This window comes from Microbacterium festucae (assembly GCF_025421715.1).
In the GTDB taxonomy this organism is placed as follows: domain Bacteria; phylum Actinomycetota; class Actinomycetes; order Actinomycetales; family Microbacteriaceae; genus Microbacterium; species Microbacterium festucae.
Genome location: NZ_JAOEFC010000004.1, coordinates 233,134 through 259,580 on the forward strand (window position 1 = coordinate 233,134; position 26,447 = coordinate 259,580).

At 68.0% G+C, this 26,447-nt stretch carries 23 protein-coding genes; 18 read left to right on the forward strand and 5 right to left on the reverse strand.

Translation table 11 applies throughout. From position 1 onward, the window contains the following. The 6 genes from uxaC (at window position 1) to N3K63_RS13855 (ending at window position 8,111) form a co-directional block, all read left to right on the forward strand. Window positions 1–1,458, forward strand: a complete 1,458-nt coding sequence (gene uxaC, locus N3K63_RS13830) for a glucuronate isomerase (protein WP_261580777.1) — start codon at window positions 1–3, stop codon at window positions 1,456–1,458. Continuing rightward, entirely contained in the window at window positions 1,455–2,783 is a 1,329-nt protein-coding gene (locus N3K63_RS13835) for a mannitol dehydrogenase family protein (protein ID WP_261580778.1), read from the forward strand. Before uxaC ends, N3K63_RS13835 begins: the two co-directional genes overlap by 4 nt. Window positions 2,784–2,923: 140 nt before the next feature. Then, a complete protein-coding gene (locus N3K63_RS13840; RefSeq protein WP_261580779.1) occupies window positions 2,924–4,483 on the forward strand; it encodes an ABC transporter substrate-binding protein in 1,560 nt (519 codons plus the stop codon). Between the two features lie 54 nt (window positions 4,484–4,537). Next, the gene (locus N3K63_RS13845; protein ID WP_261580780.1) at window positions 4,538–5,479 is read left to right on the forward strand and encodes an ABC transporter permease; all 942 of its coding nucleotides are present in this window, start codon (window positions 4,538–4,540) and stop codon (window positions 5,477–5,479) included. Next, the gene (locus N3K63_RS13850; protein ID WP_261580781.1) at window positions 5,476–7,293 is read left to right on the forward strand and encodes a dipeptide/oligopeptide/nickel ABC transporter permease/ATP-binding protein; all 1,818 of its coding nucleotides are present in this window, start codon (window positions 5,476–5,478) and stop codon (window positions 7,291–7,293) included. Before N3K63_RS13845 ends, N3K63_RS13850 begins: the two co-directional genes overlap by 4 nt. Next, window positions 7,290–8,111 (forward strand): ATP-binding cassette domain-containing protein, encoded by an 822-nt coding sequence (locus N3K63_RS13855; protein ID WP_261580782.1) that lies wholly within the window; start codon window positions 7,290–7,292, stop codon window positions 8,109–8,111. The genes N3K63_RS13850 and N3K63_RS13855 overlap by 4 nt, the downstream gene beginning before the upstream one ends. A gap of 13 nt (window positions 8,112–8,124) precedes the next feature. Here the strand turns inward: N3K63_RS13855 and N3K63_RS13860 are convergent, their stop codons facing one another. Further along, complete coding sequence (locus N3K63_RS13860) at window positions 8,125–8,739, reverse strand: TetR/AcrR family transcriptional regulator (protein WP_261580783.1); 615 nt, start codon at window positions 8,737–8,739, stop codon at window positions 8,125–8,127. Window positions 8,740–8,833: 94 nt separating this feature from the next. On the opposite strand from N3K63_RS13860, the gene N3K63_RS13865 reads away from it, so the two are divergent. From N3K63_RS13865 to N3K63_RS13890, 6 genes are all read left to right on the forward strand, one after another. After that, entirely contained in the window at window positions 8,834–10,090 is a 1,257-nt protein-coding gene (locus tag N3K63_RS13865; RefSeq protein WP_261580784.1) for a glycoside hydrolase family 1 protein, read from the forward strand. Window positions 10,091–10,135: 45 nt separating this feature from the next. Beyond that, window positions 10,136–11,467 (forward strand): MFS transporter, encoded by a 1,332-nt coding sequence (locus N3K63_RS13870; protein ID WP_261580785.1) that lies wholly within the window; start codon window positions 10,136–10,138, stop codon window positions 11,465–11,467. Window positions 11,468–11,552: 85 nt separating this feature from the next. Continuing rightward, window positions 11,553–13,346, forward strand: coding sequence for a beta-glucuronidase (gene uidA, locus N3K63_RS13875; protein WP_261580786.1), 1,794 nt, complete (start codon window positions 11,553–11,555; stop codon window positions 13,344–13,346). A gap of 22 nt (window positions 13,347–13,368) precedes the next feature. Beyond that, the gene (gene manD, locus N3K63_RS13880; RefSeq protein ID WP_261580787.1) at window positions 13,369–14,607 is read left to right on the forward strand and encodes a D-mannonate dehydratase ManD; all 1,239 of its coding nucleotides are present in this window, start codon (window positions 13,369–13,371) and stop codon (window positions 14,605–14,607) included. Between the two features lie 19 nt (window positions 14,608–14,626). Beyond that, window positions 14,627–15,127, forward strand: a complete 501-nt coding sequence (locus N3K63_RS13885; protein ID WP_261580788.1) for a gluconokinase — start codon at window positions 14,627–14,629, stop codon at window positions 15,125–15,127. Then, complete coding sequence (locus N3K63_RS13890) at window positions 15,117–16,181, forward strand: LacI family DNA-binding transcriptional regulator (protein WP_261580789.1); 1,065 nt, start codon at window positions 15,117–15,119, stop codon at window positions 16,179–16,181. The genes N3K63_RS13885 and N3K63_RS13890 overlap by 11 nt, the downstream gene beginning before the upstream one ends. A 56-nt stretch (window positions 16,182–16,237) precedes the next feature. Here the strand turns inward: N3K63_RS13890 and N3K63_RS13895 are convergent, their stop codons facing one another. Continuing rightward, the gene (locus tag N3K63_RS13895; protein ID WP_261580790.1) at window positions 16,238–17,896 is read right to left on the reverse strand and encodes an MFS transporter; all 1,659 of its coding nucleotides are present in this window, start codon (window positions 17,894–17,896) and stop codon (window positions 16,238–16,240) included. Between the two features lie 25 nt (window positions 17,897–17,921). Between N3K63_RS13895 and N3K63_RS13900 the strand changes: the two genes are divergently transcribed. Both N3K63_RS13900 and N3K63_RS13905 read left to right on the forward strand, forming a co-directional pair. Next, the gene (locus N3K63_RS13900) at window positions 17,922–18,845 is read left to right on the forward strand and encodes a Gfo/Idh/MocA family protein (RefSeq protein WP_261580791.1); all 924 of its coding nucleotides are present in this window, start codon (window positions 17,922–17,924) and stop codon (window positions 18,843–18,845) included. A 21-nt stretch (window positions 18,846–18,866) separates the two neighbouring features. Further along, window positions 18,867–19,664 (forward strand): SDR family NAD(P)-dependent oxidoreductase, encoded by a 798-nt coding sequence (locus N3K63_RS13905; RefSeq protein WP_261580792.1) that lies wholly within the window; start codon window positions 18,867–18,869, stop codon window positions 19,662–19,664. A gap of 45 nt (window positions 19,665–19,709) precedes the next feature. On the opposite strand, the gene N3K63_RS13910 is transcribed toward N3K63_RS13905, so the two are convergent. Further along, complete coding sequence (locus tag N3K63_RS13910; RefSeq protein ID WP_261580793.1) at window positions 19,710–20,537, reverse strand: SDR family NAD(P)-dependent oxidoreductase; 828 nt, start codon at window positions 20,535–20,537, stop codon at window positions 19,710–19,712. A 127-nt stretch (window positions 20,538–20,664) separates the two neighbouring features. On the opposite strand from N3K63_RS13910, the gene N3K63_RS13915 reads away from it, so the two are divergent. Further along, window positions 20,665–21,303, forward strand: a complete 639-nt coding sequence (locus N3K63_RS13915; RefSeq protein ID WP_261580794.1) for an acyl-CoA-like ligand-binding transcription factor — start codon at window positions 20,665–20,667, stop codon at window positions 21,301–21,303. On the opposite strand, the gene N3K63_RS13920 is transcribed toward N3K63_RS13915, so the two are convergent. Then, window positions 21,300–21,956, reverse strand: coding sequence for a GntR family transcriptional regulator (locus N3K63_RS13920; RefSeq protein WP_261580795.1), 657 nt, complete (start codon window positions 21,954–21,956; stop codon window positions 21,300–21,302). The two genes, N3K63_RS13915 and N3K63_RS13920, sit on opposite strands and share 4 nt — an antisense overlap. 77 nt (window positions 21,957–22,033) lie before the next feature. Beyond that, window positions 22,034–23,374 carry an MFS transporter gene (locus N3K63_RS13925; RefSeq protein WP_261580796.1) on the reverse strand — a complete coding sequence of 447 codons (1,341 nt, stop codon included), beginning with the start codon at window positions 23,372–23,374 and terminating at the stop codon, window positions 22,034–22,036. A 158-nt stretch (window positions 23,375–23,532) separates the two neighbouring features. Here N3K63_RS13925 and N3K63_RS13930 point away from each other — a divergent pair, with 158 nt between their 5' ends. Genes N3K63_RS13930 through N3K63_RS13940 form a run of 3 tightly spaced genes read left to right on the forward strand, consistent with a single transcriptional unit; the run spans window position 23,533 to window position 26,242 of the window. Then, entirely contained in the window at window positions 23,533–24,303 is a 771-nt protein-coding gene (locus tag N3K63_RS13930) for an SDR family NAD(P)-dependent oxidoreductase (RefSeq protein ID WP_261580797.1), read from the forward strand. 29 nt (window positions 24,304–24,332) lie between these two features. Beyond that, window positions 24,333–25,196, forward strand: a complete 864-nt coding sequence (locus tag N3K63_RS13935) for a transketolase (protein WP_261580798.1) — start codon at window positions 24,333–24,335, stop codon at window positions 25,194–25,196. Continuing rightward, entirely contained in the window at window positions 25,193–26,242 is a 1,050-nt protein-coding gene (locus tag N3K63_RS13940; RefSeq protein WP_261580872.1) for a transketolase family protein, read from the forward strand. The genes N3K63_RS13935 and N3K63_RS13940 overlap by 4 nt, the downstream gene beginning before the upstream one ends. The last annotated feature ends 205 nt before the right edge of the window (window positions 26,243–26,447 follow it).

Genomic DNA, 26,447 nt, shown 5'->3' on the forward strand with positions numbered 1-26,447 from the left:
ATGACCGACCTCCGTGCCGGTGCGCCGGCCCCCCGATCGATCGACGCGCGCACCCCAGCTGCATCGTCCCCGGTCGAGCGCCACCCCGACCGGCTGCTGCCCGCCGATCCGCGCACGCGCGACATCGCGCGTGCCCTGTACAGCCGGGTGGCCGGCGCGCCCATCGTCTCTCCCCACGGCCACGTGCCGATCCAATGGCTGGCGGAGGACGCACCGTTCACCGACCCGGCCAGCCTGCTCGTCTCCCACGATCACTACATCACTCGCCTGCTGCACGCGTCTGGCGTCGACCTCGGGTCGCTGGGGGTCGGCGGAGCGCCGGCAGACCCGCGTGAGATCTGGCGGCTGTTCGCGGCCCACACCCGGGTGTTCGCCGGCACGGCATCCGGCTACTGGATCGAGGAGGAGCTGACACAGGTGCTCGGCGTCGCCTCACCGCTGTCGGAGCGCACCGCCGATGCCGTCTACGACCAGATCCAGGAGCGACTGCGCACCCCTGAGTTCCGGCCGCGTGCGCTCTTCGAGAGGTTCGGCATCGAGGTGCTCGCCACCACCGACGACCCGCTCGACGACCTCGCCGACCACGCGCGCGTGGCACGCAGCGGGCTGCGCGGACGCGTCGTGCCTACGTTCCGCCCCGATCGCTATCTCGACCCAGATGCGCCGGCGTTCGCCGCCGACGTCGAGCGTCTGCTCGCAGCGACGGGGGAGCAGGCGACCTTCGCAGGATACCTTTCGGCGCTGGCCGCGCGCCGCGCCCACTTCATCGCACACGGTGCGGTCTCCGCCGACCACGGCGTCGAGGAACCGGCGACGTTCGATCTGGGCGAGGCGGAAGCCGAAGAGCTGTTTCACGCGGTTCTCGCCGGCGCGGCCAGCGCGCACGGGCGTCGGGTGTTCCGCGGTCACATGCTCATGCAGATGGCGCGGATGAGCGTCGACGACGGGCTCGTGATGACGGTCCACGCCGGTGTCGTGCGCAACCACAGCTCGCGCACGCTGCAGCGATTCGGGCCTGATTCCGGCCACGACATCCCGCGCTCGACCGACTTCGTGGGCGGCCTGCGCCCGCTTCTGGAACGCTACGGTCTGGAGCGCGACTTCCACCTCGTGCTGTTCGCCGTGGACGAGACGGTCTACTCGAGGGAGATCGCCCCCTTGGCGGGCTTCTACCCGAGCGTCTACATCGGTGCGCCCTGGTGGTTCCTCGATGCCCCTGACGCGATGGCGCGCTTCCGCTCGGCGGTGACCGAGACGGCCGGGTTCTCTCGCGGATCCGGTTTCATCGACGACACCCGCGCCTTCTTGTCCATCCCCGCGCGGCACGACACGGCCCGGCGAGCGGACGCCGGGTTCCTGGCGCGGCTGGTGACGGAAGCGCGCATCACCGAGGCCGTCGCTGGCGACATCATCGACGATATGGTCGGTCCACAGCCGAAGCGGGTGTTCAAACTGTGACGTATGCACCCCTTCAGCGCACGTCGGCCGCCCCGCCCGTGCGCATCGTGCACCTGGGCCTCGGCGCGTTCAGCCGTTCGCACATCGCCTGGTACACCGCCCACGCGGCGGATGCGCACGCATGGGGGATCGCCGCCTACACCGGCAACAGCACGGCACTCGTCGACGAGCTCCGTGCGCAGGACGGCCTCTACACGCTGGTCACCCGCTCCGCCGAGAGCGACCTGTGCGAGCAGATCGAAAGCGTCGTGCGGGTGCACCCGGGCAACGACCTCACGTCGCTGCTGGCCGACCTCGCGGCACCGACGACGGCAGTCGTCACACTGACGATCACCGAGGCCGGCTATCGCGCCGGACGTGACGGCGGACCCGATCCCGACGACCCGCTCGTGGCCGCCGACCGCATCGCCCTGTCAGCGCTTTCGTCGCACCGGGACTTGGCGAGCATGGATGTGCGCACCGCACTCGGCAGGCTCGTGCTCGGCCTCGCGGCGCGGGGGAGGGCCGGCGGCGGCCCGGTGGCGCTGGTGTCCTGCGACAATCTGCCCGACAATGGCGGGCTGCTGCGCACATGCGTGCTCGCGCTCGCGGCGGTCGATCCCGCCACCGCGGCGTGGTGTGCGCAGAACGTCTCCTTCGTCTCCAGCTCCGTCGACCGCATCACGCCGCGCATCGAACGCGATGAGCTCACTGCATTGCAGGTGATGCTGCAGGACCGTGCGCCGGTGGTGTCCGAGCCCTTCGCCGATTGGGTGCTCTCCGGCCCGTTCCCCGCGGGACGTCCGCGGTGGGAGAGCGCCGGCGCGAGGTTCACCGACGAGCTCGAGCCGTGGGAGGCGCGCAAGCTGTGGTTGCTCAACGGAGCCCACACCATCCTCGCCACCGTCGGACCGCTCGTCGGTCGCGACGCCGTCGCCGACGCGATCGCCCATCCGGTGTGCCGACGGGCCGTGTCGGCGTTCTGGGACGAGGCGCAGCGCCACCTCCCCGCCGGACTCGAGATCGCCGCCTATCGGCGCGCGCTGCTCTCCCGCTTCGAGAACCCGCGCATCCGTCACCCGCTGTCGCAGATCCGGGTCGACACCGAGACCAAACTGCGCCTGCGAATCGTGCCGGTCGCCCGCCTCGAGCGCGCCTGCGGACGTCCGGCCGACGCCGCTGCTTTCGCGGTCGGCGCGTGGGCGGCCGGCGCGCGAACGCGCGGCCGACGCGAAGACACGGTCGCGGCGATCGGCCGTGTCGCGCCGGATCTGGCCGACGACGCGCCATTCGTGGCCGCCGTGATGCGCGCTGTCGATCAGCTTGCCTCCCTCACGCTTGTGTAACGACTCGACCTGATTTTGGCAATCGGTTGTCAAGCGAGTGAGTTCCTGCTTTACTGACGTCTAGCCCAGTGCAAGGCGATCGACACGCTCTTTCTGCCAAGCGATTGCAGGCACGGTTTCATTCAAAGGAGTCTGAACACATGTCGTCTACCCGTACAGTCCGCCGGTCGCTCCGGCTGGCGGTGCCCGCGGTCGCCCTGGTCGCCGCACTGACCTTCTCCGGCTGCTCCAGCAGCCCGCAACCCGCAGAGAGCGGATCGTCGGCACCCGTCGCAGAGCGCGACCTCGCTGTCGCCGCCGTCTCCGCACCCAACTCGCTCGACCCCGCCCAGCTCGTCGACGGGCAGCAGATGTTCGTGTGGTCCTCCATCCTCGACACGCTGCTGCGCAAAGACCCGAAGACGGGCGACATCCTCCCCGGAGCCGCCGAGAAGTGGGAGTACAACGAGGACGGGACCGAACTCACCCTCACCCTTCGCGACGGGATGACCTTCAGCACCGGCGACCCCGTCGACGCGTCCGCCGTGGTCGCCACGCTGCTGCGCTCGAAGGCGACGCCCGGCAATGTGCAGAGCCGACTGAGCCTCGTCGACGACGTCGTCGCTGAGGACGACCTCACCGTGAAGGTCTCGTTCTCCAGCTTCGATCCCCAGTTCGTCGACAACCTCTCGTCGGGAGTCGGCGCCATCGGGGATCCGGCGACCATCGACGAGGCGCGCACGGCGACCGACCCCGTCGGTTCGGGCCCATTCACCCTCGACGTCGCCAAGACGGTGCCGGGCAGCAGCTACGTGCTCGTCAAGCGCGACGACTACTGGGATGCGGACAATGTCCCCTTCGCGACCCTCACCGTGAAGGTCATGCAGGACCCGACGGCGAGCTTCAACGCGCTGCAGTCCGGTGAGCTGAACGCCGCGACGGTCCAGTCGCAGATGGCGTCGCAGCTGAACCCCGACGAGTGGAACCTGACGGTCAACGACGCCACCGCGGTCGCCTACCTCAACATCCTCGATCGCGGCGGCGAGAAGTGGCCGGCCCTGGGGGACAAGCGTGTGCGTCAGGCGATCAACATGGCGATCGACCGGGAGGGCATGCTCAAGGCCCTCTTCAGCAATGTCGGCAGTGTCACCGAGCAGATCGTCAACCCGCTCGGCGCGATCTTCGACGAGTCGCTCAACGATACCTACGCGTACGACCCCGAAGAGGGGAAGAAGCTGATCGAAGAAGCCGGGTATGCCGGCGAGACCTTCCAGATCCCCAGCACCTTCCTGACCACCACGGTCGAGCCCGCGCTGACTCAGGCCTTCTCCGACATCGGGCTCACCCTCGAGTGGGTCACCGTTCCTCCCCAGCAGGCGCAGGGGGCGGCCCGGTCGGGCGACTTCGGCCTGTACTACCAGATCGTCGGGTTCAACTCCGACACCGCCGACCTGGCGACGGTCTTCGCTGCCGACGGGACGTCGAACCCCCGCGGATACACCGACCCGACGCTCGACAAGCTCTTCGGCGAGGTCAACTCGACCGTCGCCTTCGAAGACGCGGTGCCCGCGTACCAGGAGCTGAACTCGTACGTCGTCGACGAGGCGTTCATCGCCCCGGTGCTCTATGTCGGCTCGACCTGGGCCACGGGAGACGGCATCACCTACATCGGCGAGGCGAACACGCTGTCCACCGTCCGCCTGTTCACCGTCACCGAGTAATCGATCCGCAGGGGCGCGCCGCCGGGCGCGCCCCTGCTCACTCCGGAGCCGCTCATGCTCGCATATATCGCGCGCCGTCTGATCGCCGGCATCATCCTGGCGCTTCTGGTCACCTACATCACCTTCCTGCTGCTGAGCACGTCGTTCGAGGACGTCGCGATGACGATCCTCGGGCCTGCCGCCACGCCGGAGACCACGGCCGCGCTCGTGGCCGCCCGCGGATGGGATCGGCCGGTCATCGTGCAGTACGTCGACTGGCTCGTCCACGCCGTGCAGGGCGACTTCGGGGTCTCGGTGTACACCTCGCTGCCGGTCGGCCCGAGCGTCGTCCAGCGTCTACTCGTTACCCTTTCGGTGATCGTCCCGGCACTGCTGCTGACGGTCGTCCTCTCGACATTCCTCGGCGTGTGGGCCGCCTCGCGCGGCGGCGTCGTCGACCGCATCGCACAGGGCATCTCGCTGATCGGCTACATCGTGCCGGGACTCCTCCTCGCGATCGGGCTGGTGGTCGTGTTCGCCGTGCAGCTCAAGTGGCTGCCGGCGACCGGGTACACGCCGCCCGCCGAAGACGTCGGCGCGTGGCTGCGCAGCATCACCATCCCCGTCATCGTGCTGACGATCGGCGGCGTGGCGAACATGGCCGCCCAGGTGCGCGGCCGGATGATCGACGAACTCCGCCACGACTACGTGCGCACCCTGCGCACGCGGGGCATCTCGTCCGGTGCGATCGTGATCCGCCACGCGCTGCGCAACGCGGCCAGCCCCGCCCTGACGGTGATGTCGCTGGAGTTCATCCAGATGTTCGGCGGTGCGCTCATCATCGAGAACGTCTTTGCACTTCCGGGCTACGGAAGCTTCGCCTTCAATGCCTCACTACAGGGCGACATCCCGGTGATCATGGGGGTCGCCGCGTTCGGCGTCATCCTGGTGACCGTCATCAACCTCCTCACCGATCTGGCCAACGGCTGGCTCAATCCGAAAGCGAGAGTGCAGTGAGCGACGAACGCGGACCCCTGATGGATGCGATGACCGCTCCCACGACGGAGCTCATCGTCGCACTGGAGGAGACGGCCGCCTCCTCGCGCACGCCGATGTGGAAGCGCCTGCTGAAGGAACCGCAGTTCGTGATCACCGCTGGCATCCTCGTGGTGATCTTCCTGCTCGGCATCCTCACGCCCGTGCTCACACAGCTCGGGCCCAACGAGGCGGACCTGTCGATGACCAACGCTCCGGTCGGCACTCCGGGCTACCCGCTCGGTGCGGATGAGACCGGCCGCGACATCTGGACGCGCCTGCTGCACTCGATCAACACGGCGGCCGTCTCCGCCCTCATCGGCGCCGGTGTCGCCCTCATCGTCGGTGTCATCGCGGGGCTCGTCGGCGGATACTTCGGCACCGTCACGCGGGCGAGCACCGAGTGGCTCTTCAACCTCATCATGACCTTTCCCGGCATCCTGCTGCTGATCATCCTCATGCCGGTGACCGGTGGCGACTACCGCTTCACGATGCTGATCTTCGGCGTGCTGCTCTCACCCGGCATCTACCGCATCGTGCGCAACCTCGTCGTGGGGGTGAAGAACGAGCTCTTTGTGGATGCCGCGCGGGTATCCGGCCTTGGGAACCTCCGCATCCTCAGCCGACACGTGCTGTTCGTCGTGCGGGGCCCGATCATCATCGCCGCCGCGTTCATGGCCGGCTCGGCGATTGCGGTGCAGTCGGGGCTGGCGTTCCTCGGCGTCGGCTCGATCCAGATCCCCAGCTTCGGCGCGATGATCTCGTCGGGCTTCCGCAACCTGTACATCGCTCCCACCCAGTTCCTCTGGCCGAGTCTGCTCCTCGGCGTCATCACGGCCTCGCTCGTGCTGATGGGCAACGCCCTGCGCGACACGCTCGAGGGCTCCAAGCCCCAACCGGTGAAGGTCGGCCGGGGGCAAAAGGTCGCGGCCGTCGACGACGCCGTGCGCCGTGTTCCCGGCGCCTTGCTCGAGATCGCCGATCTCGGCATCGCCTACAGCGGCCCCAGCGGCCGCGCGCGGGAGGTTGTGCGCGGGGTGTCGCTGAGTGTGGCGCGCGGGCAGGTCGTCGGCCTCGTCGGCGAGTCGGGCTCGGGGAAGACGCAGACCGCCTTCGCGACCCTCGGTGTGCTGCCGCCCGAAGCGCTCATCACACGTGGCTCGATCCTGTTCGAGGGGCGCGAGCTGCTCGGCCTCACCGACGCGCAGATGCGGCCGTTGCGGGGCAAGGCGATCGCGTACATCCCGCAGGAGCCGATGTCGAACCTCGACCCCTCGTATCGCGTCGGCGCACAGCTTGTCGAGGGTGTGCGCGCTGCGCTCGGAGTGTCGAGAAAGGATGCCACCGAGCGTGTGCTCGCGCTCCTCGAGCGGTGCGGCATCAACGATCCGCAGCGCACCTTCGATTCATACCCCCACCAGATCTCCGGCGGGATGGCCCAGCGCGTCCTGATCGCCGGGGCCGTGGCCAGCCGGCCGAAGTTGCTGATCGCCGATGAGCCGACGACCGCATTGGATGTGACGGTGCAGGCCGAGATCCTCGACCTGCTGCGAGAGCTGCAGGCGGAGCTGGACATGGCGATCCTCATCGTCACCCACAACTTCGGCGTCGTCGCCGACCTCTGCGACCGCATCGTCGTGATGCAGCACGGCAGTGTGGTGGAGGAAGGGCAGACGGACGCGGTGTTCCGTCATCCCCGGCACGACTACACGAAGATGCTGCTGGGCGCGATCCTCGACGAGAGTGCGGTGCGCGCCGACCCGGTCGAGGGTGCACAGGAAGGGACGGGGCGATGAGCCTACTGGAGATGAAGGATGTGCGTGTCAGCTTCCCCGGTCGGGGATGGCGCGCGCAGCCCAACGAAGTCCTTCACGGCGTCTCGCTCGACGTGGCGGCGGGGGAGACCCTCGGCCTCGTCGGAGAGTCGGGTTCGGGTAAGACGACGATCGGACGCGCGGTCCTCGGTCTCGTGAGGCCGTCCGCCGGAACCATCCGGTTCGACGGCCGCGACATCACCCGCGCGGGAGGCGCGGAACGTCGCCGGCTGGCCAGGGACATCCAGGTCGTGTTTCAGGATCCGTACACCTCTCTGAACCCGTCGATGACCATCGGCGACATTCTCGCCGAACCGTTGATCGTGCAGGGGGCGTCATCACGCGACGCGCGCACGCGCGTGCGCACTCTCCTCGACCAGGTGGGTCTTCCCTCCGATGCACTCGACCGGCTGCCCCGTGAGTTCTCGGGAGGCCAGCGGCAGCGCGTCGCCATCGCGCGGGCGCTCGCCTCCAAGCCCAAACTCATCGTCTGCGATGAGCCCGTCAGCGCCCTCGACCTGTCGACGCAAGCTCGGGTCCTCGACCTCTTCGTCGAGATCCAGCGGGAGACCGGTGTCGCTTACCTCTTCGTGTCGCACGACCTGTCGGTCGTCCGACACATCAGCCACCGCGTCGCCGTGCTCTATCGTGGCGACCTCGTAGAGACGGGCCCGGCTGCCGCGGTCACCACCTCGCCGGATCACCCCTACACGCAACGCCTGCTGCTCGCCGCGCCGGTCGCCGATCCGGTGCTCCAACGGGAGCGCCGGGAAGTGCGACGCAAGCTCGCGGCGGTCTGACCGGGCGGGGTCGTCACGCCGGTCCCGGGATTGCCAGCTCGGGGACGAGCGAGGCGAAGAAGTCCTGCACGGTCCCGTCGACGTCGATCGCGGATCGATCGTAGAGCCACTGCGTGTGGAGGCCGTCCATGGCGGCGATCACGAGCGCGGCCAGCGCGTCGGCGGGCAGGGTCGTCGACAGTCGCCCCTCGTCTCGCAGGCGGGCGAACAGACGGGTCATGAAGCTGCGGATGTTGCGATAGCGCTGCGCGAAGTAGTCGTGTGCGGGATGCCCGGGTCGGGTGGCCTCACCGGACAGTACCGCCGTGAGCTCGACCAGACCGGGTTGGCGATCTCGGTCGATCAGTGCCGTAGCCATGCCGCGCAGCAGCACGAGCGGGTCGGAACCGGGTTCGAATGCGGAGTGCTCGGCAAGGTAGGCGGCGCTGCGGCGGTCCTGTAGGTCGAGCACCGCGGTGAGCAGCGCCTCTTTGCGGGGGAAGTGGTGGAGGAGCCCGGTGTGACTGATGCCGGCACGGCGAGCGATCTCCGCCATGGACGCGCCGTGGAATCCCGAGTCGCCGAATGCGGACAGGCACGCCTCGATGATTCCCTCGCGCACCGCCGCTGACTTCGCGTACTGAGCCATCATGCTCTCCCTCAAAAATAGTGAGACCTTTCGAAATCGTATGCTACCGTGGTGGCAATCGGTTGCACGGACCGATCGACGCAAAGGATGTGCGATGACGAACTTCCCTGACGGTTTTCTCTGGGGCGCGGCGACGGCTGGTCACCAGATCGAAGGCAACAACATCAACAGCGACTGGTGGGCCCGCGAACAGCAGATGCCCGGCATGGAGCTGTCGGGCGATGCCTGCGACAGCTACCACCGCTACCGCGAGGACATCGACCTTCTCGCAGACGCGGGCCTGACCGCCTACCGCTTCAGCCTCGAGTGGTCGCGCATCGAACCACTGCGCGGGCGGTTCTCCCGTGCCGAACTCGCGCACTACCGCCGGGTCATCGAGTATTGCTTCGAGCGCGGCGTCGCGCCCGTCGTCACCCTCCAGCACTTCACGACCCCCCAGTGGTTCGCCGAGGCCGGCGGCTGGACGGCGCCCGACGCCCTCGAGTGCTTCGTGCGCTTCACTGAGGAGGCGACCACCATTCTCGACGGCGTCGAGTGGGTGGCCACGATGAACGAGCCGAACATGCAAGCCGCCATCATGACGGCCATGCGGCGGATGGCTCAGTCCGGTGGCGGACAGTGGCAGAGCCCCACGGTCGAGAGCACCGACAGCGCATCCACCGACGACGCCTCGGCCAGCGATCAGGGTGAGAAGAAGAACACGCACAGCGAGTTCCTCACCTACGCCGATCCGGAGATCGGGCGCAGGTTCGTCGAGATCCACCACGCAGCACGCGCGGTGGTGCGGGCGCGCACCGGGGCGAAGGTGGGCTGGACGATCGCGGCCGGCGCGCTGACGGCAGCCCCCGGTGGGGAGCAGAAGCTCGAAGAGATCCGCTACGGCAAAGAAGACGTCTACTGGGAGGGTTCGCGCGGCGACGACTTCGTCGGTGTGCAGGCCTACTCCAGCCAGGAGGTCGACGCGAACGGTCTCGTCCCGCACCCGCAGCTGCCGGACAACACGCTGGTAGGCACCTCCTACCGCCCTGACGCGCTGGGCATGGCTGTCCGTCACGCCTGGGAGGTGTCCGAGGGCGTTGCCATCTTGGTGACGGAGAACGGCATCGCGACCGCCGACGACACCCAGCGCATCCGTTACACCGATGAGGCGCTGCAGGGTCTGCTCGGTGCGATGGCCGACGGAATCGACGTGCGCGGCTACCTGCACTGGAGTCTTCTCGACAACTACGAGTGGGGACACTGGGCTCCGACGTTCGGCCTGATCGCCGTGGACCGCGAGACGTTCGCGCGCACCCCGAAGCCCAGCCTCGGATGGCTCGGCGAGGTCGCGCAGCGCAACGGCCTGGCCTGACCGGCAGACGGGGCGTCGGTGTCCAGCGACTCGGAGGCACGCGCCGTGACGGCACGCGCCGGTGACCACGAGCGGCTGCCGGCCGGCAACGTCTCACTTCCCGACCCGTCCGTGACGCCGGCGCCCCCCGCTCACGAGCCTGTCGAAGGGGCGCCGGTTCCGCGCTGGCAGATCGTGCTGCTGGTCGCGGCGACCTTCGGCGGCGGAATGGCGATGATCGTGCCGATGGCCTACTCACTCGCCGTGCGGCTCGATCAGCTGGCCCCTGGGCGCACCGACGTCCTCGGCTACATCCTCGGTGTCGGTGCGGCCGCGACGCTCGTCCTCGCGCCGATGACCGGCATCCTCAGCGACCGCACGCGCACGCGCTGGGGTCGCCGACGTCCGTTCACCGTCATCGGCATGGTGGTGGGCGTGGCGGCGGTGCCTGTGATGTCGTTCGCGCCCGATCTCCTGTGGCTCGGCATCGGCTGGGTGCTGTGCACGGTCGGGTGGGGGACCGCCGCAGGTTCTGTCGGCAACTGGCAGGCCGACCGTCTTCCGCCCGGTCAGCGTGGCAGCGTGTCGGGCCTCACCGGGGTGACGATGCAGATCGCTCCGGTGATCGGGATCATCATGGTCGGGCCCTTGCGAGGTGACATCCTGCTCGTCTTCGCGGTGCCGGCTGCGGTGGCGGTCGTGCTGGTGGGGTTGTTCGTGCTGCTCGCCCCCGAGCCGGACACGCGCGACGTGAGGTTCGACTCGCCGCTGACGGTCGGGGCGCTGCTGCGCAGTTATCTCTTCCGTCCCCGCGATGTGCCCGACTTTGCCTGGAACTGGCTCGGCCGATTCGTGTTCTTCCTCGGGCTGAGCCTGACGACGAGCTTCACCGTCTTCTTCATCGCGCAGCGGCTGGCCATGCCGGTGGCCGATGTCGCGGGCGTGCAGGCGCTCACCTCGGCGCTCAGCATCGGCACCGCGATGCTCGGGTCGCTCGGCGGCGGATGGATCAGCGACCGCTGGCGCCGTCGCAAGCCGATCATCCTCGCGGGCGCTGCCCTGTTCGCGGGCGGGGCGGTGGTCTCCGCCTTCGCGCACGATCTGGTGATGATCATCGTGGGTGTGCTGATCGGCTCGCTCGGTATCGCCTCGTTCTCCGCCGTGGGCCAAGCTCTCGTGCTCGACGTGCTCCCGGAGCGCGAGACCCAGGCCGGCCGGTACATGGCCATCACGATGTTCGCGCAGAAGATCCCCGGCGTGCTCGCGCCGGTCACCGCGCCGTTGCTGCTCATGGTGGGCGACAGCGGCCAGAACTTCACGCTCCTCTATCTCACCTCCGCGGTGCTCGCCCTCATCGGCGGATCGATCATCGCGAGCAAAGTCCACGGCATCCGATGAACCCTCGGTGGCAATCGGTTGCCAATTGTTCCTCAACCTGGTTCACTGGAACCACACATCGCAGCGACGCGCAGGAAGGCCATCGATGCTGAAGCCCATCTCCACCCCCACCCGTGAACTCGTCAACCTCGACGGGGTCTGGCGCTTCGCCATCGACTCCCGCGTCGGCGACCAGCCGTGGACGGCGCGCCTGGACACTCCGCTCGAAGCGGCGGTACCGGCCAGCTACAACGACCTTTTCACCGATGCGGAAATCCGCGATCACGTGGGCTGGGTCTACTACCAGCGTGAGGTGCGCGTGCCTCGGGGGTGGGGCGGGGAGCTCATCTTCCTGCGTTTCGACGCCGCCACTCATGCGGCGCGTATCTACCTCGGGGACACGCTCGTCGGCGAGCACATCGGCGGCTACACGCCGTTCGACGTCGACATCACCTCTCACGTCGAGGCCGGCGGTGCGTTCCGGCTGACGGTCGCCGTCAGCGGCGACCTGAGCAACGAGACGATTCCTCCGGGCAAGATCGAGGTGGGGATGACGGGCAAGCGGACCCAGACCTACTTCCACGACTTCTACAACTACGCGGGACTCGCGCGGTCGGTGTGGCTTTACTCGGTGCCGACGACCCGCGTCGACGACGTCACCGTCGTCACCGGCTTCGAGGGGACGACGGGCTCTGTCGACTACCGGGTCGCGCTCGTCGGCGACGCCGCGGTGCGCGTGCGACTCACCGACGCGACCGGTGCCGTCGTCGCCGAGGGCTCCGGTGCAGCCGGGGTGCTCGAGGTGCCGGACGTCGTGCTGTGGAAGCCTGGTGCCTCCTATCTCTACGAGCTGACCGTCGAGGCCCTTCACGACGGCGTCGTCGTCGACGCGTACTCGCTCGCCGTAGGCGTGCGCACCGTGGAGGTGCGCGGCCACGAGTTCCTCATCAACGGTGAGCCCTTCTACTTCACCGGCTTCGGCAAGCACGAAGACACCGCCGTGCGCGGTAAAGGTCACGACAACGCCTACATGGTGCACGACTTCCAGCTGATGGAATGGACGGGCGCGAACTCGTTCCGCACGTCCCACTACCCCTACGCAGAGGACGTGCTCGACTTCGCCGACCGGCGGGGCATCGTCGTGATCGACGAGACCGCGGCGGTCGGGCTCAACATGGGCGTCGTCGGCGGCATGTCCGGAACGCCGCCGTTCCCGACCTTCTCGGAGCAGTACGCCGGCGCCGCGACGCAGGCCGCGCACGCGCAGCACTTGCGCGAGCTCATCGGTCGTGACAAGAATCACCCCTCCGTCGTGATGTGGTGCATCGCCAACGAGCCCGCATCCAACGAGGACGGCGCTCGCGAGTACTTCGAGCCCTTGGTGAACCTCGCTCGCGACCTCGACCCGACCCGCCCGCTGACCTACTCCCTGGTGATGTTCGCCACGTTCAAGAACGATCAGATCGTCGACCTCTTCGACGTGGTCAGCATGAATCGCTACTACGGCTGGTACATCTCCACCGGAGATCTCACCACCGCCGAGATGTATCTGCAGGGGGATATCCAGGGGTGGATCGACCGCACCGGAAAGCCCATCATGATGACCGAGTACGGCGCCGACACCCAACCGGGTCTGCATTCGGTGTGGGACCAGGCCTGGACAGAGGAGTACCAGACCGACCTCCTTGCGATGTACCACCGCGTCTTCGACCGGTTCCCCCAGTTCGTCGGTGAGCAGGTCTGGAACTTCGCCGACTTCGCGACGTCCAACGGCATCCACCGCGTCGACGGGAACAAGAAGGGCGTGTTCACGCGTGATCGTCGCCCGAAGTCGGCCGCACTGTCGCTGCGTCGCCGCTGGCGGGGGCTCGACGGCCGCAAGCCCGGCGCCGTCGACTGACCTGCAGAACCGAGGAGTCATCATGATCATCGACAAAGCCGAAGTCATCATCACGAGCCCCGATCGCAACTTCGTCACGCTGAAGCTGACCACCCGCGACGGACTCACCGGTCTGGGCGACGCGACGCTCAACGGCCGGGAGCTCGCCGTCGTCGCGTACCTGCAGGAGCACATCGTGCCGCTGCTGATCGGCAGCGACGCCTCGAAGATCGAGGACACATGGCAGTTCCTGTACCGATCGGCGTACTGGCGTCGAGGGCCCGTTACGATGGCCGCGATCGCCGCGGTCGACATGGCGCTGTGGGACATCAAGGGCAAAGCCGCCGGGATGCCGGTGTACCAGCTGCTGGGTGGCGCGTCGCGCTCGGGCCTGCTGGCGTACGGGCACGCATCGGGGACCGACCTGCCCTCCCTGTTCGACTCCGTCCGCGACCACCTGGAACAGGGGTATCGGGCGATCCGCATCCAGACCGCCGTGCCGGGGCTCAAGGCGATCTACGGAATCGCCGCGCAGTCGTCGTTCACCGGCGGCGGGGAAGCGCGCTACGACCACGAGCCCGCGCGCCGCGGCGCCAAGCCCGTCGAAGAGGACTGGGAGACCCGCCCCTATCTGCGGCACCTCCCGACGGTGTTCGAAGCGGTGCGCAACGAGTTCGGCCCCGACCTGCCGCTGCTGCATGACGGGCATCACCGTATGACGCCGATCCAGGCGGCGAAGCTGGGCAAGTCGCTCGAGCCCTACGACCTGTTCTGGCTCGAGGACTGCACGCCCGCCGAGAACCAGGAGGCGTTGCGTCTCGTGCGTCAGCACACGACGACACCGCTCGCGATCGGCGAGATCTTCAATACCGTGTGGGACTTCAAGGACATCATCCGAGACCAGCTCATCGATTACGTGCGCGGTGCCGTCACGCACATGGGCGGGATCACGGCGCTGAAGAAGACCCTCGACTACGCCGCGATGTACCAGATCAAGTCGGGAATGCACGGCCCGACCGACATCTCACCGGTGGGCATGGCAGCCGCCATGCACCTGGGGCTGTCGATCCACAACTTCGGCATCCAGGAGTACATGAAGCACGGCGCCAGAACTGACCAGGTCTTCGAGCAGTCGTTCACCTGGAGCGGCGGCCTGCTGCACCCGGGGGACAAGCCGGGCCTGGGGGTCGAACTCAACGTCGACGAGGCGGGCAAGTACCCCTACGAGCAGGCCTACCTGCCCTACAACCGCCTGTCCGACGGCACGGTGCATGACTGGTGAGGCGACTCGCGCGGATGCCGTGACGCCCTCGCCCGTCGTGGTGATGGGCGTCTCTGCATCCGGCAAGTCTTCGGTCGCGATCGAGTTGGCGGCCCTGCGCGGCGTGGCGTTCGTCGACGCCGACGATCTGCATCCGGCCGCCAACGTCGCGAAGATGACAGCGGGCATGGCGCTCGACGACGCCGACCGGTGGCCGTGGCTGGACGCGGTCGGCGGCGTACTGTCGTCGTCGACGGGAGTGGTGGTGGCGTGCTCGGCGCTGAAGCGTGCCTACCGTGATCGGTTGCGCGCCATGGCGCCGGGTGTGCTGTTCGTGCACCTGCACGGTGCGCACGAGCTGCTGGCCACGCGCGCGGCGGCGCGCTCCGGACACTTCATGCCCCCGCAGCTCCTGCGCTCCCAGCTCGTCACCCTCGAGCCGCTCGAGGGTGACGAAGCCGGCATGGAACTCGATGTCGACGCGCCGGTCACGGTTATCGCCCGAACTGCACTTGAATGGTGGGAGGCGCATGAGCGCTGAGGACTCGACGACGGGAGTGGCAGTGGCGGAGGACCTTCCCCCCGAGATCGCCGCGCGCATCAAGCGCCGCGGCGGCGCCGCCACGATCTACGACATCGCCGAACTGGCAGGCGTCAATCCCTCGACCGTCTCGCGCGCGCTCAGCGTTCCCGGCCGGGTCAGCGAGAAGACCGAGAAGAAAATACGTCTGGCGGCTGAGCGACTGGACTTCCAGTTCAACCCGATGGCGCGAGCCCTGCCCACGGGACGCAGCCAGACCCTCGGGCTGCTCGTCGCCGACATCACCAACCCCGTGATCTTCGGTATCGTCCGCGGTGCCGAGCACGCGGCTGCCGCGGCCGGGTACACGCTCGTCATCGCGGAGTCGCAGGAGTCCGGGGAAGCGGAGGCGCAGGCCATCTCGCGCATCCTCCCCAGCGTCGATGGGCTCATCCTCGCCACGACGCGCCTCGCAGACGAGCGGATCTGCGCCTTGGCAGCGCGCAAGCCGATGGTGCTCATCAACCGCCACGTCGACGGTGTGGCCGCAGTGCTGCCCGACGTCGAGACGGGCGTCGACGCGTTGATGGCCCACCTCGCCGCATTGGGGCACGTCTCGGTCGTCTTTCTTTCGGGCCCTGAGACGTCGTGGATCAGTCGGCGGCGATGGGAGAGCATTCTCGATGCCGCCGAGCGGCTCGAGGTCGGCGTCGTGGAGATCGGTCCCCACAGCCCCACGATCGAAGGGGGCCGCGAGTCACTGCGCCGCGTCATCGCGGCACGCGCGACCGCCGTCGTCGCCTTCAACGACCTCATGGCGATCGGGCTCATGCAGGCGGCTGCTGCCGCCGGTCTGGTCGTGCCTGATGCGCTCAGCGTGGCTGGGTTCGATGACATCTTCGGCAGTGAACTGGTCGTTCCGCCGCTGACGACCGTGCAGGCCCAGCTCGAGGTAGCGGGGGAGCGGGCCGTCGAGAAGGTGCTCGCTGAGCTCGACGACGTGACGGGCACGGTGGACGACTCCACGCTCGCGACGGCGCTCGTGGTCAGAGGCAGCACCGGCCCCGCGGCCTGAACGAGTACGGCGGGACCCATCGGGACCCCGCCGTGCTCTTGCCCGCGGGCGCCTGATCAGGCTCGGCGCCCATCGGTGGGGGAGTTCTCCTCACCGCGCCGCTCGACATCGAGCAGATCGAGCGACGGCTGCGCGTCGATGCCGGCGGGGCCGCCCACCATCACCGGGGGGACAGCGACGAGATCGGTCTCGCCGTCCGTCTCCACGCCACGGGCCTCAAGCTCGGCCTGCACTCCCGGAAGGATGAGGCGGTCGAAGCGGCCATAGACGAGCATTGTGAAGAACACGCCGACGAAGAGTACGAGCGGGAACCACGAGTAGAGCGCGACGATCGTCGCGTTCGCATCGCGGCTCTGCGTCTCGACGGTGCCGTCGTAACCCGCGAGGGTGAGCACCAGACCGACGAAGGCCCCGGCAAGTCCCGCACCGATCTTCGTGAAGATACCGACGACCGCGCCGATGGTGCTCTCCAGGCGGCGATTGCCCTTCCATTCGTTGTAAGAGCAGAGGTCGAGCACGATGACCGCGGCGAGGTAGCTCACCGGCAGCAGAGCGAGTCCGGTGAAGAGGCTGCCGACCACCAACAAGGGGATGCTCGCACCCGCGAACGCATTGATGACGCAGCCGATCATCCCCGCGACGGCGCCGACCATGATGATCTGGGAGATTGCGAACCGCTTCATGATGACAGGCAGGAAGATGATGCTCGGCAGGATCATGATGCCCGCTCCCAACACGATCGACTGCATGCCGAGATCTCCGACGATGTAGCGGAAATAGTAGGCGCCGGCCCCGGCGCCGTTGATTGCCGAGGCGAACAGCTGGAGGCCGGCGATCGCGAAGATCCATCGGTTGCCCTTGAGAGCGTGGAGGATGTCGCGCACGCGAACGGGCGGGGAGGCGGCGTCGGCGGTGAGGTGCGTCTCCTTCACGAAGAGGAAACGCGACATGCCCACGATGCCGAGCACGACTGCGAAACCGGCGATCGCCGTGGACCACCCCTCGGGGGACTTGCCGGCGGCGTTGAGGACCATCGGCAGCGTCACGGTGACGGCGATCGCGCCGATGGAGGTCACGATGCCCGACCGCGTCGTCACCTTGGCATACACCCGGCGCCCGTAGAAGGCTCGCGCGAGGTAGAGGTTGTCATTCGCGTCGAGCAGCGTGCGGAACACTGCCTGGATCGTGATGAACGTCACGAAGACCCAGACGATCCGTCCCGTCTCTCCGAAGCTCGCGGGAGTGGAGAACAGCATCCAGGTCGTCGCCCAGATTCCGAGCACCGCGAACTCGTAGGGTCGGGCCTTGCCCCAGCGCGTCTCGGGGCTGCGGTCGACGATGTAGGCGGCTACCGGAGCGAGCACTGCGTTGCACAGATTGCTCACCAGCAGGAGAGCTCCCACCACCGCGGGGGAGAGCCCGAGGGTGTCGGTGCAATAGATGGCGACGTAGCCCAGGATGATGAAGTTCGCCGCGGCCGAGAGGCCGGCGCCGGCCCACGCGACGAGCTTGCCGAAGGGCAGCCGCGCGGTGGGCACCGTGGTGGTCGTGGTGGGGGCTGCCATAGCCGAACTCCTCTGTCGCACGTGCGACGTCACTTGTCGCGCAACTAGTACAGCACGTATCATCGGTTTTGACAACCGGTTGCCAGCGACGTGCTGCTGCCTGCGACGGATGACCATACGGGGGGCGACGATGTACAGATGGGCAATCATCGGAACCGGAGACATCTCGCGCCGGATGGCCGCCGATCTGTCGGCGGTGGCTCCCGGCGCAGTGACAGCAGTGTGGGGAAGGGGGCCTGAACGGGCGCACGCCTTCGCCGAACAGTTCGCCATCCCGTTCGCCTCGGATTCGCGCGCAGCGGTGTTCGATCGGGACGACGTCGATGTCGTCTACGTCGCCACACCCGCCGCCACCCACCGCGACATCGCGATCGCGGCTCTTCTGGCGGGGAAGCACGTGCTCATCGAGAAGCCACTCGCGACGAGCGCGGCCGACGCGGCGGAGATCTTCGCCGCCGCACGCGCCACCGGCCGGTTCGCGATGGAAGCGATGTGGATGAGATTCAACCCGCTTCACACGGAGCTGCGCGAGCGCATCTCCGACGGCCTGATCGGCGAGGTCAACAGTGTGCGCGCGAGCTTCGGCACACCGTTCCAGGCCCGTGGCAACGTCCTCAGCCCCGGCCAAGGTGGCAGCATCCTGCTCGATCGCGGAATCTACCCGATCACGCTCGCCGACTGGTTCCTCGGGGCGCCGACGTCGATCCACGCCGCCGGCGCGTTCGACGACGGCGTCGACGTGCACGGGCGCGCGACGCTGCACAGTGTCGACGGCTTCGCGCAGCTCGCCTGGTCGGGAGTCGAGTTCCTCGACCTCTCGGCGACGGTGAGCGGAGAGCGCGGCTGGATCACCCTCGATCCCATGTTCTGGGCCGGCAGCCGTGCGCGCGTGCACGCGGGAACCGTGGAGCGCATCTTCGTGGCCCCCGAAATCGTCGAACATCCGCGCGAGGGCAACGGCTACCGCCCCATGCTCACCGCCGTGATCTCCGCGCTAGGGGACGGGCGCCTGGAGCACCCCGACCACACCCACGAGGACACCTTGCGCATCGCGCGCACGATGGACCGCGTTCTCCACGCCATGACCACCTCCACCTGATCGATCACACAAAGGACCCCCATGCACATCTCCTCGAAAGTCTTCGTCGTTACCGGAGCCGGCAACGGCATCGGCCGGCAGGTCACCCTGCAACTCCTCCAGGCCGGTGCGCGGGTCGCCGGTGTCGACCTCAATGCGGACGGCCTCGCCGAGACGCAGCGGCTCGCGGCCGTCGGTGAGCGGTTCTCGTCGCACGTCGTCAACATCACCGACCGTGCCGCCGTCGAGACGCTGCCGGCCTCGGTGGCCGACGTCCACGGGCCCGCCGATGCCGTCATCAACGTCGCGGGCGTGATCCAGAAGTTCGTGACTGTCAATGACCTCGACTTCAGCGAGATCGAGAAGGTCATGAACGTGAACTTCTGGGGCACCATGAACATGGTCAAGGCGTTCCTGCCGGTGCTGCTCACCCGCCCCGAAGCGGCGCTCGTCAACATCGCGAGCATGGGCTCCTACGCGCCGGTCCCCGGCCAGGCTGTCTACGGCGCCTCGAAAGCGGCGGTGAAGATCCTCACCGAAGCGCTCTATGCGGAACTGCTCGACACCCGCGTTGCGGTGACCGTTGTCTTCCCCGGTGCGATCGGCACCGACATCGCCACGAACTCCGGCGTGGCCCTCGGGGATGCGTCGGCGGACGCCCCGGCCTTCAAGACCACGAGCCCCGAGGATGCGGCGCGGGTGATCGTCGACGCCGTGGAGAAGGGCAAGTTCCGGGCCACGATTGGTCGGGATGCTGCGACGATGGACCGCCTCTCCCGACTCAACCCGAAGATGGCGACGACCATGATCGCGAAGCAGATGGGGTCGCTGCTGTCGTGACAGCGGAGGCCGCCGCAACACATACGCGGCGGCCCGGGCGCCCGATCAGATCGTCTCGCCGGCGTCGGCCAGCAGCACGCTTCCCGTCATGATGGTGGCGAGGTCGCTCGCGGCGAAAAGGGCGACCCGCGCGATGTCATCCGGGGTTCCCACGCGGCCGATGAGGCTCTGCGACATCACGTCCATCGGGGGGACCTCGATCCCGGCCGCGGCGGCCTGCTCCATCATCGCCTGCGCCATGGCGATGTTCCCCTCCGTGGGGACATAGCTGGGTGCGACGCCGATCACGCGGACACCGAGCGGCGCGAAGTCGAGCGCCATCGCCTTCGTCATCCCGCGCACCGCATGCTTCGAGCTCACGTATGCAGCCAGCCCCGGAGCCGGCGACTGGAAACCGGCGGTCGAAACGATGTTGACGATGACCCCGCCGTCGGGGCCCATGCGCTTGGCGGCCTCGCGAGAGCCGATGAAGGTGCCGCGGGTGTTCACCTCGAACACGCGATCCCAAGCATCGATCGGCATCCGGTCGGCTGGCGCACTCGGGAACACTCCGGCGTTGTTGACCCAGATCGAGAGTGCGCCCAGGGCCTCGATTGCCGCTTCGATGCCCGCCACCACCGACTCCTCGCGCGTGACGTCCATCTCGATGCTGGTGGTCGCGACGCCGAACTCCCCCGCCAGTCGGGTCGCTGCCGAGGCCGCGGCCGTGCCATTGATGTCGGCGATGGCGACCGGTGCCCCCGCTTCGGCGAAGCGTCGGGCGATGGCGAAGCCGAGACCCTGTGCGCCGCCGGTGATGACGGCGGGGCGTCCGCGCAGCGAGAGCAGGTCGGCGAGTGTGCGGTCGGAAACGTCGGGGAAAGGGAATGGCATGGGGTCTCCATATCGTCGTTGAGTTTTGGCAGTCTATGCCAGAACTCGACGAGCACAGTAGGGTGGCGGGATGACACGCTCAGCGAAGGGTGGTCGACCGCCCGTCGGCGACCCTGACCTGATGCGCGTGCTCCTCCTGCGCGAGATCGACGCCCTCGGCTACGAGAACGTGACGATGGCGCATCTCGCCGCTACGGCCGGGACGAGCGTGCGTACCCTCCATCGCTACTTCCCATCGAAGGCCGACATCGTGTGGGGCGGGATCGACACCTCGCTCGACGCGCTCCGCGCCGGATTCGCCGAGATCCCCGATGGTGCACCGGTCCTCGCCTCCGTCCGCTCGGTCGTGCTCGAGGTGCTGGGTGGCAACGTGGACGCCATCGATGTTCTGCGCACCCGATTACGGTTGATCTCCGCCTCGTCCGAACTTCGCCGCCGGCGCGCCGAGACGTTCGACAGCTGGCGCGACGAACTCATCCGGTTCGTCGCACGTGCGGGCGGAACATCGCCGGATGCCCTTGTCCCGGTCGCCCTCGGAACCGCGTTGCACGCGACGATCACCGCCGCGATCCTCTGGTGGGCGACGGAGGGCGACGAGCGCGACCCTGCAGAGGTCGTGGCGGAGGGCCTCGACGCGTTCGACGGGCTCGACCCCGCCGGTCCGTCCTGGGCGGGCATGCGCTCCCGTGGTCGCTCGAATGAGATCGACGACAGCTCCTGCGCCACCCCGCCCGCGACGGACGGCGTGACCTCCGCGGAACGCTAGTCGATGAGGACCGAGACTGCGGTCGTCATATGTGCGCGGACGGCGCGGGCCGCGGTGTCGGGATCGCCTGAGGCGATCGCGTCGATGATCTCGAGATGCCGGGGCACGTCCATGTTGCGGACGGCCCGTTCCACCCCCGATGCTGCGATCGACATCTGGATCGACCCCTCGAGGGCGGTCCAGGCGCGCACGAGGGTGTCGTTGCCGGTCAGTTCGCACATTCGACGATGGAAATCGAGATCGGCTTGCATGCGCGGCTCCCACGGGGGGCCGGATGCCGCATCCATGCGCGCGAGAGCGGCACGCAGCTCTCCGGTCACTGTGTCGAGATCGTCACGGGAGGCGAGGGTCTGTGCAGCCAGCGCCTCCAGCGCGGTGCGCACCGTGAACAGGTCGCGCAGCTCGGTGTCGCTCATCTGGCGCACGAGGAGCCGGCCTCGCGCCGACGAGGTGAGGAGCCCTTCGTTCTGGAGTACTCGCATCGCCTCGCGCAGGGTGCCGCGGCTGATCTGCAGGCGGGCGGCCATGTCGACTTCCGAGACGTGCGAGCCGGGCTCGAGCTCGCCTGTGGTGATCGCACGGCGGAGGGAGTCGATCGCCTGCTCGCGCAGCGTCGTGCGGCGAAGGCCGAGGATCGCCTGTTCACCTGTCATGGTCTGTGCCCCCATCCGATGACTCCCATCCTAAAGAGGCGGCGCCGGAACACCGACGCCGCCTCTTCGTGATCCGCTCAGCGCAGAACCGGAATCCCCGCCTCGCGGGTAGCGCGATCGGCTGCCTCCCGGTTGGCCTTCGTCCAGGTCTCGGGTGTCGACAGGGCGGCGACCAATCCGATCGCGCCGTAGAGGGCGAAGAGCCCGGCCGGTCCGACCCACCCGAACGCCCCGAAGAGCAGTGTGGTGATGAAGGGGGTGAAGCCCGACACCATGGCCGAGATCTGGTACGCCAACGAGGCGCCGGAGGTGCGCGTGTTCGCGGTGAACAGTTCGGGGAACCACGGCCCCTGGGCGCCGGCGAGGGCGTTCTGGAAGACCGCGTACGACAACACGATCACCAGAATGATGACGGGGAAGAGTCCGGTGTTGACGCCGAGGAACATCACGAAGCCCCAGACCACGGCGACCGCGGTGACCACGATGTAGATCGGCCGGCGGCCGATCGAGTCGGTGAGCCGGGCCCATCCCCAGGTCGCGAAAACGCCGATGCCGGCCGCGATGCAGAGGGCGGTGAGCGTCTGCCAGCTCTCGGTGAGTTCGTTGGTGTTGAGGTACGAGATCAGGTAGGTCACCGAGACGGCGTAGCCGGCGGTCTCCGGGATACGCAGGCCGATGCCCCGCAGGACATTGCGCCAGTCGTTGCGGATGACGTCGATGATGGGTGCTTTCAGCACGATGCCCTGCGTCTTGACGTCTTCAAAGACGGGCGACTCGGGCACCTTGGCGCGGATGATGAGGCCGACGACCACGAGCACGATGCTCGCGAGGAACGGCACGCGCCATGCCCAGTCGCCCGGCAGGTGCACGCTGATGAGGAACACGAGGTTCGCGAGCAGCAGGCCGACGGGGAAGCCGGACTGGACGATGCCGGTGAAAGCGCCCTTGCGGTTCCAGGGGGCGTGCTCGTAGGTCATCAGGATCGCACCGCCCCACTCCGCGCCGAACGCCAGGCCCTGCACGATGCGCACGGTCACGAGCAGGATCGGTGCGACGATGCCGACCGTGGCGTAGGTGGGGAGCAGCCCGATCACGAAGGTGGCCAGGCCCATGATGATCAGGGAGGCCACGAGCACCGGCTTGCGGCCGACGCGGTCACCGAGGTGGCCACCGATGATGCCACCGATCGGGCGTGCGGCGAAGCCGACTCCGAGGGTTGCGAACGACAGCAGTGTTCCGGTCAGGGCATCTCCCTCGGGAAAAAATGCGGTGCCGAAGTACAAGGCCGCGGCGGTACCGAAGCCGATGAAGTCGTACGTCTCGATCACGGCCCCCACTCCGGAACCGACGGCGACCCGTCGCGCTTGGGGTGTTCCGCCAACGGGCCCGCGGGTCTCGAGGGAAGCGGTCTGGCTCATCTTCGTGCCTTTCTCACATCATTGTGCGGCCCCGGGCAGGGGCGATGGAGACGAGTATCGACAGGATTCTCATCATTGTCAACAGTCGACAGTTGAACTGTTAGACGAATAGGTTTATCGTCGAGCCACGCAACGATGCGTTCGAAGGAGTCATCGCAATGCCGCACACCTACACCGCCGTCATCACCGGCGCCGCCGCCGATCGGGGCATCGGAATGGCCACCGCATACGCCTACGCCCGTGCCGGCTGGGGGATCGCCATCCTCGACCTCGACGGCGACGCCGCAGTGCGCGTCGCGGCGCAGATCGCCGCCGATACCGGGGTTAAGGCTGTGGGTGCCCGTGTCGACGTCGCCGATGAGACGTCGGTGGAGGCGGCGCAGAAGGCGATCGACGTGCACGTGGCAGCCGGCGACATCCCCAGCGTCGGCGCCCTGGCCAACATCGCCGGAATCACCTCTCCCGTGCCCTTCCTCGAGACGACGCTCAGCCTCTGGAACACCGTGCTCGCCGTGAACGCGACCGGCACCTATCTGATGACCCGGGCGTTTCTGCCCGCCATGATCGAGCAACGATTCGGCCGAATCGTGAACATGTCCTCGGTCAGCGCCCAGCGCGGGGGCGGGGTGTTCGGCAAGGTGCCCTACTCCGCGGCGAAGGCTGCCGTGCTCGGGCTCACCAAGGCGCTCGCCCGCGAGCTCGGCGACTCCGGTGTCACTGTGAACGCGGTCGCACCCGGAGCGGTCGACACGAACATCCGCGTCGGGTCGACGGACGAGCAGGAAGCCGCCATCGCGAACGCCATCCCGCTCGGCCGCACCGCCACGACCGCCGAGGTCGCCGACGTCATCGTGTTCCTCAGCAGCGACCAGGCGTCATACCTGCAGGGAACGACGATCGACATCAACGGCGGCAGCCACCTGCATTGATGTCCACCACCGTTAATGAGGAGTCGACGATGACCACCACACGAACCCGCGCCGAGCGGGCCGCCACCGTGCGCGCGGCGGCCCACCGCATCCGTCACCACGCCCTCCATATGGGTGAAGTGCAGGGTCAAGGCTACGTCGGACAGGCGTTGGGCGCCGCCGACATCCTCGCCGCTCTCTACGCCGATCAGCTTCGATTCGAACCCGCCGATCCGCACTGGGAGAAGCGCGACCGGATGCTGCTGTCGACGGGGCACTACGCGATCGGGCTGTACGCGGCACTGGCCGAAGCGGGGGTCATCCCCGTGGAGGAGCTCGACACCTACGGGTCGGACGAATCCCGCCTGCCGATGTCGGGCATGGCCAGCTACACGCCGGGGATGGAGATCTCCGGGGGGAGCCTCGGTCACGGTCTGACCGTCGCGGTCGGAATGGCGCTCGGCCTGCGACACCGCGGCAGCGACTCCCGCGTGTTCAACTTCCTCTCCGACGGCGAGCTCAACGAGGGCTCGACCTGGGAAGCCGCGATGGGCGCAGCATCCCATCGGCTGGGAAACCTCACCGCCGTCGTCGACATGAACGCCCTGCAGGCCGACGGGCCGACAGCCGACGTGCTGCGGATCGAACCCGCCGAGGCCAAGTGGGAGGCATTCGGCTGGCGCACATTCCGCGTCGACGGCAACGACCCTGAGGGGCTGCTGGCCGCCTTCGACGAGATAGACGATCGCGCGGCGGACGGGCCGCCGCAAGTGCTCGTCTGTGACACCCGCGTCGGGAGGGGCGTCCCGTTGCTGGAGCATCGTGAGAAGAACCACTTCATGCGCATCGACGAGCACGAGTGGGCCATCTGTCGCGAGCAGCTGACCGCCGGCCACGACGGAGGAGACCGATGAATACAACATCCGCGCCCAAGCTCAAGACCTCGGCGATGATCGCCTCGTTCGCAGACCCCGGGCAGAAGACGGCTCCGGCTCCGTTCGGCCACGCGCTGCGCGAACTCGCGGAAACCGACGAGCGCATCGTCGGTTTGTCGGCCGATCTCGCCAAGTACACCGACATGCACATCTTCCGCGATGCGCACCCCGACCGGTTCTTCCAGATGGGGATGGCCGAGCAGCTGCTCTTCGGTGCCGCCGCGGGCCTGGCCGAGGTCGGGCTCGTGCCGTTCGCATCGACCTACTCGGTCTTCGCCGCGCGCCGCGCCTACGACTTCATCTGCCTCGACATCGCCGAACCGGGCCTCAACGTGAACATCGTCGGCGGCCTGCCCGGCCTGACGACCGGCTACGGCCCCAGTCATCAGGCGACTGAAGACATCGCCATCTTCCGGGGTATGCCCAACCTCACCATCGTCGACCCGTGCGACTCGGTCGACATCACCCAGGCGGTGCCGCAACTCGCGGCATCCGCCGGCCCCACCTACCTGCGCCTGCTTCGCGGACAGGTGCCCACAGTGCTCGACGAGTACGACTACGCGTTCGAGCTGGGCAAGGCCCAGCTCATCCGCCCGGGTAACGACGTCGTATTTATCTCGAGCGGACTCATGACGATGCGTGCGTTGCAGGCCGCCGATCGGCTTGCAGCACACAAGGTCGACGTCGCCGTCGTGCACAGCCCGACGATCAAACCCTTCGACGCCGACACCGTGTTGCGCGAACTCGACTCGCCGCGCGTGGCCTTCACCCTCGAGAACCACTCCGTCATCGGTGGCTTGCACGAAGCTGTCGCGAGCGCAGTCGTCCGGTCGCAGAAGCCGCGCAGAGTCGAACGCATCGGGCTGCCCGATGCGTTCTTGGATGCGGGGGCGCTGCCCACTCTGCACGCGAGGTACGGACTGGGAACCGACGAGATCGTCCAGAGGGTGCTCGCGGCGATCGGGTCGCGCCCGACCGGTGGGCGCCGCTACGGGGTGACGATGTTGAACGAGGGGTCGCGGTGATCGAGCACGCCCAGCAGCGCCTGTGCGCACCTATGTGTGCACCGGAGAACGTCGGCCGGTTCTGCAGAGATCACCGGGCCCATCTCCTACGGCACGGCCCCGATACCCGCCGGTACCTACACGCTGACTTCCACGGTGTACGGCAGCGACGGAGCGAAGAGCGTCACCGACACGGTCACGCTGACGGGCTGAAGCCGCCGCTGAG